The sequence below is a fragment of the Methylomonas sp. MS20 genome (assembly GCF_050275925.1).
GTDB classification, from domain to species: domain Bacteria; phylum Pseudomonadota; class Gammaproteobacteria; order Methylococcales; family Methylomonadaceae; genus Methylomonas; species Methylomonas koyamae_A.
On the sequence record NZ_CP189962.1, the window covers coordinates 2,561,856 to 2,574,469 of the forward strand.

General features: G+C 51.9%; 9 protein-coding genes and 2 pseudogenes. 6 read left to right on the plus strand and 5 right to left on the minus strand.

All coding sequences use genetic code 11. The features are described from left to right. Nucleotides 1-36 precede the first annotated feature (36 nt). A complete protein-coding gene (locus tag ACQE3D_RS11285) occupies nt 37-1,359 on the plus strand; it encodes a glycoside hydrolase family 5 protein (protein WP_168030943.1) in 1,323 nt (440 codons plus the stop codon). A gap of 62 nt (nt 1,360-1,421) precedes the next feature. Here ACQE3D_RS11285 and ACQE3D_RS11290 read toward each other — a convergent pair whose 3' ends face one another. From ACQE3D_RS11290 to ACQE3D_RS11305, 4 genes and pseudogenes are all read right to left on the minus strand, one after another. Next, a complete protein-coding gene (locus ACQE3D_RS11290) occupies nt 1,422-2,585 on the minus strand; it encodes a cation:proton antiporter (protein WP_064031672.1) in 1,164 nt (387 codons plus the stop codon). Between the two features lie 55 nt (nt 2,586-2,640). Next, nucleotides 2,641-4,023 (minus strand): H(+)/Cl(-) exchange transporter ClcA, encoded by a 1,383-nt coding sequence (gene clcA / locus ACQE3D_RS11295; RefSeq protein ID WP_231883771.1) that lies wholly within the window; start codon nt 4,021-4,023, stop codon nt 2,641-2,643. 737 nt (nt 4,024-4,760) lie between these two features. Next, entirely contained in the window at nt 4,761-5,243 is a 483-nt protein-coding gene (locus tag ACQE3D_RS11300) for an HAD family hydrolase (protein WP_313727890.1), read from the minus strand. 571 nt (nt 5,244-5,814) lie between these two features. After that, nucleotides 5,815-6,252, minus strand: a pseudogene (locus ACQE3D_RS11305) (glycosyltransferase); the annotation flags it as partial. A gap of 661 nt (nt 6,253-6,913) precedes the next feature. Here ACQE3D_RS11305 and ACQE3D_RS11310 point away from each other — a divergent pair. The 5 genes and pseudogenes from ACQE3D_RS11310 to ACQE3D_RS11330 all read left to right on the plus strand — a co-directional run bounded on the left by ACQE3D_RS11310 (nt 6,914) and on the right by ACQE3D_RS11330 (nt 12,077). After that, on the plus strand, nt 6,914-7,450 hold the full coding sequence (locus tag ACQE3D_RS11310; protein WP_064031670.1) for a MarR family winged helix-turn-helix transcriptional regulator: 537 nt from the start codon (nt 6,914-6,916) through the stop codon (nt 7,448-7,450). Between the two features lie 95 nt (nt 7,451-7,545). Continuing rightward, nucleotides 7,546-8,979 (plus strand): annotated as a pseudogene (nhaD, locus tag ACQE3D_RS11315) (sodium:proton antiporter NhaD). 496 nt (nt 8,980-9,475) lie between these two features. Continuing rightward, on the plus strand, nt 9,476-10,855 hold the full coding sequence (gene pabB / locus ACQE3D_RS11320; protein WP_313727888.1) for an aminodeoxychorismate synthase component I: 1,380 nt from the start codon (nt 9,476-9,478) through the stop codon (nt 10,853-10,855). Continuing rightward, the gene (locus tag ACQE3D_RS11325; protein ID WP_313727887.1) at nt 10,852-11,412 is read left to right on the plus strand and encodes a uridylate kinase; all 561 of its coding nucleotides are present in this window, start codon (nt 10,852-10,854) and stop codon (nt 11,410-11,412) included. Before pabB ends, ACQE3D_RS11325 begins: the two co-directional genes overlap by 4 nt. Then, nucleotides 11,409-12,077 (plus strand): DUF2959 domain-containing protein, encoded by a 669-nt coding sequence (locus tag ACQE3D_RS11330; protein WP_064031666.1) that lies wholly within the window; start codon nt 11,409-11,411, stop codon nt 12,075-12,077. The genes ACQE3D_RS11325 and ACQE3D_RS11330 overlap by 4 nt, the downstream gene beginning before the upstream one ends. Here ACQE3D_RS11330 and ACQE3D_RS11335 read toward each other — a convergent pair whose 3' ends face one another. Then, nucleotides 12,078-12,512 carry a DUF6694 family lipoprotein gene (locus tag ACQE3D_RS11335; RefSeq protein WP_064031665.1) on the minus strand — a complete coding sequence of 145 codons (435 nt, stop codon included), beginning with the start codon at nt 12,510-12,512 and terminating at the stop codon, nt 12,078-12,080. It lies immediately after the preceding gene. Nucleotides 12,513-12,614 lie beyond the last annotated feature (102 nt).

Sequence of the window (12,614 nt, forward strand, 5' to 3'; positions counted from 1 at the left end):
CCCTGTACCGAGACCACGTTATTTAAAGTGATATTTATGAAACCGAAACCTGTTAGTCACCCAAGCGTACTGAGATTGTCCGCGTTACTCTGGACAATCGTGATGGGTTCTCCTTCATGCTACGCCGCTTCGGATTTTCTTAAAGTGGATGGAGCGGATATCAAAGATAACTATGGATTGGGTCGAAAGGTTCATTTATACGGCACTAATCTGGGCGGTTGGAGGGGGCATGAACCTTGGATGTCCCCGTTAGCTGGGGCATCAAATGAATGGGATGCGCGAAGTGTTCTAACCGAGCGTTTTGGCAAGGATGCCGTGTGGGAACTTTACAATTCTTACTGGGATACTTGGATCACGGAACAGGATTTCAAGAACATCGCAGAAGCCGGTCTCAACTGTATCCGTTTGCCGGTATATGCGTTTAACCATATGGATGATGAGGGCAATTGGAGGCGGGACGATACAGGCGCCATTGATTTATCCAGAATCGAGTGGACCGTCAACAAAGCTCGGGAATATGGGCTTTACACAGTACTTGATCTTCACGGAGCGCCAGGATCGCAGAACGGAGCCCATCACTCAGGCCGGCAAAACGGCGCTTTGCTGTATTCTACCCCGCTCTATCAGAATCAACTGGTTGAGCTTTGGGAAACGCTCGCCACGCGCTTTAAGGATAATGCCGCCGTGGCGGGGTATGACCTACTGAATGAACCTTCCGAGACGTTTCCCGGCCGGATGGGATCTGGGGTGGTTAGCCTTTACAACCGTCTGTATCATGCCATCCGAGCGATTGATCCAGACCATATCATTATTATGGAAGCTATTTGGTGGTGGAACACGCTGCCCAATCCCCAAGAGAAAAACTGGGAGAACGTCGTCTATTCCTTGCATTATTACCAATGGCAAAACAATAACGATTTCACGGTGATGAAAAACGCTGTGGATGGGTGGATACAAGACGCGCGGAAATGGGGCACCGAATATAACGTGCCGCATTTTATTGGAGAATTCACACTATTCGAAAATGCCGAATCATGGGATTACGGACTTCAGCAATTTACAGAAACCGGCAGCCATTGGACCACTTGGTCTTATAAGGTAGTAGGTCGTAATAACTGGGGTATGTACAACACAACTGAACAAAATAGCAATGTTGCCAATATTGCCACGGATGATTTCAACACGATCAAACACAAATGGAGTCAGTGGAACACGCCGGAATATTTTTCACCCAACCCGACAGTTATCAACGCCATGAAAAAAGCTACCTTAGGCAGAAACCTGAAGCGGCCCACGCAAACTGTCACCGCTAAATCAGAGAATCAGGCGGAACAAGATATTGTTGGCATGGCTAATTAAGTGTCAATGTAACGGCTGACGCTTGAAACTGGTTTGGTTGGCAATTGTACGGGCATAGGACTTTACGAATGCTGTCTTATTCTTTCGGCCAGTAGAGGAAACAGCAAAACGGAAATCATCCCGGCACTGACCAGAACGGCTGCTCGATCCGGGGCCATCAGGCCGGACGAGACCCCGATTTCGGAGATAATGACGATCATGGGCAGGCCTGTCGCGGAATAGAGTGCAAAAGGCAATCTGTCGTTTGACGCTAAAACTGGGTAGTAAAGGATTACCGGCACGCCACGAATTAGAATCAACAAACCCAATAGGCAGATGATCTGGACTGGAACCAGCGGATTCGCCCACAGTGCGCTGACGTCAAATTTCATGCCGGCGACGATAAAGAAAATGGGGATTAAGAAACCATAACCGATGGCATCCAGTTTCTGCCGAAGAATCATGCCGCCTTCGCCTTTGCTGGCAAGGCCCACCACCATGCCGGCCGCGAATGCGCCGACCACCACATTCAACCCAAACTCGCCGGCTAAAACCACCAGTAGGGCCTGGAGCGCAATACAGATTCTCACCGGCAGTTGGCCACTACTTTGCATGGTTTGGGCCAGGAGATCGATTAAAGTGGAGGAACGGGCGTTGATCGCCGTATCCGCTATCACAAAAGTAATCCCCACAAAGGCCAAGATGAAAACGGTATGCAAAAAGGTACTATGGGTCGGGATGATCAGCATGGAGACCACCATCAGCGGGCCGAATTCACCCATTGCCGCCGCCGACAGCAGCATTTTGCCGAAGTCCGTATTCAGAATGCCTTCATCTCGCAGAATCGGGGCCAATACGCCGAGTGCGGTGGTCGATAAGGCTACCGCTGCTAAAAGCGGCGGTGCCTGAATCAGGCCGATGGCATGCACGACGGACATGCAAGCCATGGCCACCGTAAACGAAAGAAACCACCCGCCAATGGCCAGCGTCAAGGGTTTGCCTTGAATTTCGCCGAGATTGATTTCCATGCCCACCATGAACAGCAAAAACGTCAAGCCCAGCTCACCTAGCATACCGACTAAACCGTCTGGTGATACCCAGTTGAAAATATGAGGGCCGATTATCATGCCAAGAAGCATTTCCGTCGCCACGACTGGCATGCGGAAGCGTGTTGGAATTCTGGCAAGCAAGGGAGAGAAAGCCGCCGCCAAGGCGATGACAAATAATGCGATACGGTAAGATTCCATAACTGTGTCTCCTAAGAGGTGCTGGCTAGAATATCAGGCGGTTTCAGTGAAATTATTACTGAATTCGTTTTTGTCGCAATTCGTTTTCCAACAAGGCTTCATAAACGGGAGGACATCCTAACCAATTCACGATGAGCAAAGCGGTAAAACAGGCGATGAATAGCGGCAAAATCAATGCGTAATCACTGGTCATCTCGATGATTAACACGATGCCCGTTAAAGGCGCTTGTACCACTCCGCTAAAATATGCAGCCATCCCGATAACGGCAAATAGCCTAGGATCTGCATTTAATTCGGGAAAAAACAATTGTGTGGTCGCACCGACACCCCAACCCAGCAATGCGCCCAAAACCAAGATCGGCATAAAAATCCCCCCGGCCGCGCCCGAGCAGGAACTACCGATAGTCAACACGAATCGGCTGACAAAGAATAGCGCTATCGTTCCCAGTGTGAGTTCCCGGCCTACGAGAATTTCATTCACAAAATCATAGCCGCCGCCCAATAATTCGGGCGCATACCAAGCTGTGGCTGTCAGCCAGGTTGCCAAAGTCAGCCACCACATCGTTTTCGGCCAAACACTCAGGGTAATCAATCGTTGTCCCCGCAACAAGGCATGCGTGAACAAACTACCCAATAGGGCGGATAGTAAACCCAAAGGAACGAATGCAATAAGAAGACTCAGCGGCGGAGCGGTGAAATTAACGAAATGAAAGGCGGGTTGTTGGCCGAGCGCCGCGCGGCACACCATATCCGCTGTCAGACAGGCCATGGCGGCGGTCACGAATTCGAGCGAAGAGCATCGCCGTTCAAGTTCTTCCAATACAAAGGTCAAGCCGGAGAGAGGGGCGTTGAATGCCGCCGTGAGTCCGGCGCCGCCGCCGGCAGCAATCAATATCGTATGCTCGGGGTTACCGTTTTTAGGCCAGATATTGGCTAGCCCTTGCCCTATGGAACTTCCCATATGTACACAGGGACCGGCGCGACCAACGACAAGGCCGCCAATGCCGCCAATGACCATGCTGATAAACTTGGTAATCAGCACCCGAAACCAGCGGAAATGCCGGTGCCCAATCAATACGCCCTTAATGTGGGGGATGCCGCTGCCGCTTGCCTCGGGTGCAAATTGTCTGACGATTCCGGCGGAGATGATCAGGGTGATTAACGCTAATCCCAGAATCATTCCAACGCCGAAGTCGGGGTTCTGATGTGATAAGTCTAAAAACTTTTTTCGAAATGCTTCTGCGCTATTCATTGCTATATGGAATGCTACCGAAGTTGCGCCGGTCGTCAATCCGAGCACAAGCGCTTGGGGTATCAAATGGTTCCGCTGCCGATTAAATTCTACCTTTGAAGCGGATTGGTGTTCTGATGGATCACGTTGCAACAAATTTCCCCCGGAGGCAGGTGATTGGCCTTCACAATCGACGATTACAGCCAAGTTACGTTTCCCGACAAAGTAAGCGATTTGAAATCGCCAGCCATATATTCGGTGCAGCCTTACCAAACGAACCGACAATGGCTAGAGCTTCACCGAATACCTTTCTTTCTTAACGCATTCAGTCGCTTTAATCTATTGGGTCATTTGCGTTACTGACCGCATTCTAGTGATGAGGTAATGTTGAAGCAAACAATGTTTGTAGAAACGCATTGTTGCAAAGAGGGGCAGGTTCTAACGGGTTGATTTCTCGATAACATTGTTTGCGACAGGAGGCCGCTAAGCGCGAATCGTTGCAGTTAGACGATTCGCGATTTGTGAGGGTATCCTTACAAGAGGATATTTTGCCGCCTATTTGGGAGTATTGGGATGTCGACCCAAGCGACCTTGGTTGTAATAATAAATGTCTGAGCAAGACACTCTATTCGGATCCGTTTGGAAATCGTGTCCGCGGATACTTCTGGTTGAATTTTCAGAGCTTACAATGTATGAGCGGGACTTAAGGCACTGTATAACCGCTTGCCTTGTACTTTCAGCAAACCGCTTCGATTGGCTCGATTGAGCGCCTGGCTCCGGATTGTGTTGCTCGCAACCGAAGATACATAGCAAACTGACAATAAATATCACAGCTGTGCAACGCGTGAAGCTCATAAAAACCCCAATGGCCCTGACGATGTTTGTATTAGTCGAGTAATCACGACACGGAGTGCGCGATTAAAAATGACTAAACCCGGATGCCGTTACGCTTCGATACTTTCCGACGCCTCATGCGTTAACAACTCCACTAAGTCGTTGAATTCACTTATAAGCGTGATTCCAGGCTCCTCAAGTAGTTTAGGCGACTTGGGATCGATGACGAAGGCGTTATCTGCTAGCCGCAACATTTCCAAATCATTAAGGTTATCGCCGACAGCCCAAATCAGTTCGAGCGGGGGTTGTGATTTATCTGTCAAGAAGCATCGCATCGCGTTGCTTTTACAAATCGGGGTAACTGAATTGACGTCGTCGGGCAAGAAAGCCGGATTGATTTGTAACTGGCCGTTGCAGACCTCCCCATCGAAAGTCAGGGTATGAGCCAGCGCGAAATCAGCAAATATGCGACGTCTTATAATATCGGCAGCAACAAAATAGCTGTCGCTGACGACACCGACCATGAAACCGGCTCGTCTTGCCTGCTTGACGAATTCGATGACGCCTGGACGGATTTCCAGCGTACGAGCCACCTGTTCGAATTGCTGCTTGTGAATGGAAGCGAAACAACTCGGCAATCCGCTCGCTGCGGGTTATAGCATCGTCGTGAGGCGTATCCAGTAGTTGCACCAAAGCCGCTTCGTTTCCGGTGTTGCGCGCCAGTTCCAGCGCAAATCGCGATGGGGTTACCGTGCCGTCCATGTCCAGCAAAAGTAAGCATCGGCGTCCCCTGCGAAGAGACAGCACATAATCGATACCGGCAGCCACTTGGCGTTGGTTCTCGTACATGGCAGTGACCTGTTCCACATGCAGGCGTCCAGCTTTTTTGGCGCGGTCGAAAATGGCGCGGCTGACCTCGTTGGCCATCAGCGATAAATCTTGCAGCGGCTGGCTATCATGTTCCAACAAGCCAATGTCAACTTCCGCCAGCTTGGCGCCGGCCAAATGAGCGTCAAGCAACAGACCGGCATCGACACCATAATCATCTTCGAATCTAATGGTTTGCAACAGGCGTTTGCGTGCGGCAATGATTCCGCCCAACGGCTGAGCCAGATGCGCCAGTTCGGGGAAGAACACTTTCAGCATCGGTTTGGCGGTGAGTTCGGTAACCCGGCCGCCACCGCGTCCGAAGCGGGCTTTGACGAAGTCCGCCCCCTCGTTAAGCAGCGGCAAGCAGAGGCTGGTGACGATGCCGGGACGTAAATTGGTCAGATCGCCGTCCAGATAAACGACCAAATCATGAGTAGCCGCCGCCGCGCCGTCGCGCATCGAGACGCCTTTGCCCAACATGCTACTGGTCATGACCTTGGCACCGGCCTCTCTCGCCAGCATCGCTGTATCGTCGATGGAGCTATCGTCGACGACAATCACTTCGGCGGTAGCCGAATCTGCCATGGCGTAAGCAACGACTTCCTGGATGCGTTTGGCTTCGTTCAAAGCCGGTATCACGACGGTCGCACAGGCGTTCGAATCGCGTTGTTGATGAGTCCGTCTGTTTTTCTTTCTCTTGACGAATACCCAGTGTCGATATTTCGATTTCATGCGCTATTCCTAGTCATTTGCAGTCCCGAAGTCGGTCCCACGGTTTCAAGTGGGCCCAATTCTGCGAGTTTCGGCTGCTAAGGTGACATCCCGGATAGTTGGAATGTTTGTCGGCTTACGCCGTTGTCGACGAAGATTGATCGATAGGGACTGGGGTGTTTTGACCGCAACACGATGCCAGCAATATGACAGAGGAGAGCCAAACCAGGCAAATCAACAATCTAACGTAAATATTTGAAAACATTTTAATTTCGTCATTTTGGCGCTTTGTTTGGGTATCGCTGTTGGACAGAGAGCGTCTAGCGGTCGTGAAAGCGTCTTTGGTAATTCCGTTACTTGTAAGCAGTATGCGTCGGAGGCAAGTTAAGGAGCGGATTTCGTTGCGCTGTCAATTTTTGAAACCACATCAAACCATTCCAAGGCAGGTAATCCGCTCTTAGACTTGCCGAGAGCATTATAATAACCCAATAATGTTGACGCAAACATTGTTTGTGTCAACATATATATCGAGACGCCGATCTGCCAGATCTTCCGCATACTGTACGGAGCCAGCGGAAAAATTCTGAGTTCGTTATGCCCGAATCAAGCGGGCCACATTGGCTGTCAGGTGGGTAATAATGTTTTTGACACCTTAATTTTGCCGACTATAAACCGTAACCCCATGAACAAATCAGCACTGCCAACCACCAACACCGACGGCTCCAAACAATGGCCACATGAAGTCTTGAAACAATTTCGAATGATTTTTAAGGCCGTTCAGCAACACTCCCAATGGGTAGAAACGCATTGCGGCGTTACCAGCGCTCAACTGTGGGCACTCTGGGAGTTATCAAAAAATCCGGGATTGAAAGTCACCGAACTAGCTAAAGCGATGTCGATCCATCATTCCACCGCCAGCAATATGCTCGACAAACTGGCCAAGAAGGGATTAATCATGCGGGAGCGCGTTAGTCAGGACCAACGGGTTGTTACCGTGATGTTGACTCAGGACGGTATTGAACTGTTAAACCAAGTAAGCTCGCCGCCGCAGGGCATTTTGCAACATGCACTATTTGCCTTGCCGGAAAATGTTCTGAAGTCTCTGGCCAAGAATCTCGATGTGCTTGTTAAAGAAATGCAAATTAAGGACGACGAAGCCGCGATGCAGCCTATTAATCCGCTGCCTAAAAAATCGCCTTCAGCCAAAAATCAAGGGTGAACGTTTAGGCCAACCCAAGCATGTTGCGGGTATGGACAATGAGAACGTGATCGACTCAAAAAGTCGATCGTTGAACGACAGAAATGGAAGAATGTATGAACGAACTAAACAAGTTTTTGCTTGGCTCATTAGCAGCTGCCGGACTAATGTTATTTTCAACCAACGTGCTTGCTGAAACTTTTTCTCAAGCCCTGGATTTGAGCGGACATTGGGTCGGATACCTCTGTGTAGGCCTGTTTGCGATCGCGTACCTCTTTGTGGTCCTTGAAGAAGTATTGGAATTACGAAAATCCAAGCCTATGATGTTGGCGGCGGCGCTGATATGGGTGGCGATTGCCCTGGTTTATAAGAACCAAGGCTTATCGTCGGTCGCCGAAACGGCGATTCGGCACGATGTTTTGGACTACGGCGAGTTATTACTATTCCTGATTGTTTCCATCGCTTACATCAATGCGATGGAAGAGAGACGCGTCTTCGACAGCCTGCGGGCTTGGTTGGTTAATCGGGGTTCGAGTTATCGTCAGTTGTTTTGGGTTACAGGGGGCTTGGCTTTTTTCATTTCCTCGGTGTCCAATGACATGACTACCGCGATGTTGATGTGCGCGGTGGTCGCAAGGACAACCCAAAATTCGTCGGCGTATCCTGTGTCAATACCGTGGTGGCTGCCAATGCAGGTGGGGCGTTTTGCCCGTTCGGCGACATCACCACCTTGATGGTCTGGCAAAAGGGCATCATCGAATTCTGGACCTTCTTCAAATTGTTTGTGCCCTCGGTGGTTAACTTCCTGATCCCCGCCGCGATCATGCATTTCGCGATTCCCAAAACCCAGCCAGCGCCTATTCATGCCAAGGTCGTCACTCGCCGTGGCGCTAAACGTATCGTAGTGTTATTTCTGCTCACCGTACTCACGGCGGTGACTTTCCAAAACAGCCTGCAACTGCCGGCGGCGGTCGGCATGATGGCCGGTCTGACTTATCTGCAATTGTTCGGCTATTTCCTGCACGTCACCCATCGCGACGAGCCGGAACTAGGGCTGGATCCAATGTCCGGCGAGGAAGTCAAGGGTAGCGCCGATGCAGATAGTTTGCGCTTTGACGTCTTTCATCATCTGGCGCGCATGGAATGGGATACCCTGCTGTTTTTCTATGGTGTCGTGCTGTGTGTGGGCGGTATGAACTTCCTCGGCTACCTACACTATTTGTCCGGTTTTCTCTATGGTGAACTGGGTGCTACCCCAGCCAACATACTGGTTGGCGTTATTTCCGCGCTGATCGACAATTATCCCGGTTATGTTCGCCATCCTGGCCATGCATCCCGAAGTGTCGGAAGGCCAATGGTTGTTGGTAACGCTGACCGCCGGTGTTGGTGGCAGTCTGCTCTCGGTTGGCTCTGCCGCGGGCGTGGCCTTGATGGGCCAAGCCAAGGGCGCGTACACATTCCTAACTCATCTGAAATGGGCGCCGGTGATTGCGCTAGGTTATTTTGGCGGTATCGGTGCGCACTTTTTAATGAATGCCGAGCTGTTTTGATCGCATAGAGTGCTTTAACTAGTCGCAACATCATTAGGCAATAAAAGTGAAATAAACTGTTCGAAAATTTTTCGATTATTTCTTGGTGGGGAGGGGGGCGAAGTCTGGCGATCGTTCAAATCGTCTTTTCCATTGAGCGTGAGTTTCCCAAGCTGTTCTCGGAAACGACGACTTCTCCTGCCCGGTTGCGAAGATCGGCGGACGCGGAAGAGAGCGCGCTTCGGCTCCCTCCGAAATGGCGGTAAAGCCCCGAGATCGGCAACATTCGCGCAAGGCGTTTCTGATTCGACTTGCGAAAGCGAGGGTCGATTCTCCCGAGCGATTAAGCTTTTTCAGATATCACGCAGTTGCCGGCTTTCCAGGCCGTATTCGGCTCGATCCATTCGGCGCTGCGTGCCGGGTTGGTCTAAACCTTCCCGCTGGTATAAAATCACGTCCTTTGCCGATTCGGTCGTTATGATCGGTTTTGGTGCTTCATCGAGAATTCCCCCGTTTAATGCCCCCAATTCAGCCCGTTAAAATACGCCTGCCGTATGTTTCGGATAGTGCAGCGCTATTTGCGCCATGGGCCGACCGGCCCTGGGCGATGTTTCTGGATAGCGGCCGGCCCGCCGATTCGCAAGGTCGCTTCGATATCCTCGCCGCCGAGCCGGAAGCCACCCTGCAGACGTTCGGAGAACTTACCCGGATCAGCCGTGGCGGCGAAATTCGCTACAGTGCCGACGATCCATTCGATCTGTTGAAGGTGGAGCTGGGTGAGCATCAGCCTGGAATCGAGGGCTTGCCGTTCTGCGGCGGGGCTATCGGGTATTTAGGTTACGATCTGGCCCGTCGTATCGAGCGCTTGCCGGCCGCGGCCCGAGATTGCGAAAACCTGCCGGAATTGGCGGTTGGGATTTATCGGTGGGCTGTCGTCGTCGACCATGAATCGCAAGCCAGTTGGTTGACCGGATGCGGTTTGAGCGATGCGGAAATTCTTGACTTGACGGTTCGGTTCAGCCGGATGCCGGAACCGGAACCGGAACCGGAGACCGGCTTTGAAATCTTAAGCGAGCCGCGCTCCAATATGACCGCGTCTGACTATGCTCAGGCCCTCGCGAAAATCAAACACTACCTGAAGGAAGGCGATTGCTACCAAATCAATCTGGCGCAACGTTTCGAGAGCACGTGCCGAGGTCGGCCTTGGACCGCTTATCGGGCCTTGCGGCAAATCAATCCGGCACCGTTTAGCGCGTATTTAAATACGCCGGACGCGCAAGTGCTCAGTTCTTCTCCCGAGCGTTTCTTGCGAGTCAACGGCGGCTGCGTGGAAACCAAGCCGATCAAAGGGACTCGTCCGCGCGGCCACGATGCCGATGAAGATCGGGCTCGGATGGCCGAGTTGCTCAATAGTCCGAAAGACCGCGCCGAGAATGTGATGATTGTCGATCTGTTGCGCAACGACTTGGGTAAAAGCTGCCAAAAAGGTTCGGTCAGCGTGCCGACGTTGTTCGAGATCGAGAGCTATGCCACCGTGCATCATTTGGTCAGTACCGTGACCGGCCGGTTGGCCGAAGATCAGCAGGCGATCGATCTGTTGCGGAGTTGCTTTCCCGGCGGATCGATTACCGGCGCGCCCAAGGTGCGTGCTATGGAAATCATTGAAGAGCTGGAGCCGCATCGGCGTGGCGTGTATTGCGGCGCGATCGGTTATATCGGTTTTAACGGCGACATGGATACCAATATCGCGATTCGCACGCTGGTCCACAATCGCGACACGATACGCTTCTGGGCGGGCGGCGGCATTGTTAACGACTCGCGCATGGAAGAAGAATATCAGGAGTGCTTCGATAAGGCGGCGGCCTTGCTAAAAGTGTTGGAGAAATTTCGGCGATGACACGGGTCGTCAAGCTGGGCGGCAGTTTGCTGAGCGCCGGCGCATTGCCGGCTTGCTTGGATGCGCTCGGCGAATGGGGCGAATTGCTGGTCATCGTACCGGGCGGCGGCGAGTTTGCCGATCAGGTGCGCCGGTCCCAAGCAATCCGGAACTTCGACGATGTTACCGCGCATCGCATGGCACTCTTGGCGATGCGGCAAATGGGTTGGTTGATGCACGCTCGCCGTCCGCAATTTCAGCCCGCCGATTCGGTCGCGGCCCTCGCGGAAGTTTTGTCCGCAAAACGGTCGGCCATCTGGATGCCTGATCACGCCGAGTTGGATGCCGCCGGCGTCGAAGCCAGTTGGGAAGTGACCTCGGACAGTCTGGCCGCTTGGTTGGCCGGCCGCTTGGGCGCCGACGAATTGATCTTGGTCAAGTCGGCCGAAGTCGCCGACGACACGGACATCGGCCGATTGATCGGCCAGGGTATAGTGGATTCGGCGTTCGGCCGCTACAGTCGCGACGCCGGGTATCGAATCCGCGTCATTCACCAAGCGTCATTTATCAACGCATGATTCATTTCATCCGATCTCTACTGAACAAGCGCTTGCGCAAGGCCTATTACCAAAGCCGGGAATCGCTGTTGGGTCATCAAAAACGCGATATCGTCGTGACCCAAGTCGAACAGGCGTGCGTGGGCTTAAAAGAGAGCCGCGATCAATTTGTCGATGCTCTGGACAAATTCAAAAGCATCGTCAATCTGCCGGAACATTCGCTGGAACAGCGCTACCAGCAACTCAAACGCCGTTACGATTTGTGTCGGAGCAAGGCCGACCAAGTCAGTCAGCGAATTCAAGCGGTTGAGGAAATCAGCGAAGCCTTGTTCGCGGAATGGGAGTCGGAATTGCTGCTATATAGCAATCGGGTTTTGCGTTCCCGCAGTCAGCAGCAATTGAAAAAATCCCGGCAACAATATGCGCGGCTACTCAAATCGCTACAAAATGCGGAAAGCCGGATGCAGCCGGTGTTGGCGGCGTTTCAGGATCAAGTGTTGTTCCTGAAACACAATCTGAATGCCCATGCCATTGCCGCGCTGCGTCACGAGTTTGTCGAAATGGGTCTGGATATTTCCCGGTTGATCGACGTGATGGAAAAGACGATAGGCGAGGCCAGCCAGTTCGTTGCGGTGCTCGTCGAGCAAAAACAACTGCCGGCACCGGCCTCGATATCCAAACGATAATTACATCGAGTGCATTTTGTAATCCACGCGGTGAGGGTACTGCTTATCACGCGGATCGGGGGCTTTTTTCCGGTTTTGATCGATACGTTCTTGCGAATATTGGGCAATCATCTGATCCCAGTTGGCGTATTCTTCGTAATCCTTGCTGCCGGCTGCCTTGCGTTTGGCAAATAGCTCCTTACCCTTTTCGATCAACTGTTCCGGCGTTTTGCCGTCGATCTCGTTCAAAAACTCGCCGTTATCGCGGATTTCGTCGCGCAGGGTCCAAAAAGACACTTCGAATTCGATGCGTTGGTCGAGCGGCAGTTTTTCCTTGATATGGCTGATCGAACGGTTGACGGTTTTCATGCTGCTACCGTTGATCTGGTTGCTTTTGTTGCAACCGCTCGCCACGGCGCCCAGCAATAAAACGAAAAGAATCGACGCGATTTTCATGATGTAGCCCCCCAACGGCTAAATGAACAAACCCGGATTTTGTATTTATAATGGTTCCGGTTACCCAACAAACTTATTTACTCGGAAATTTTAACGGCACAA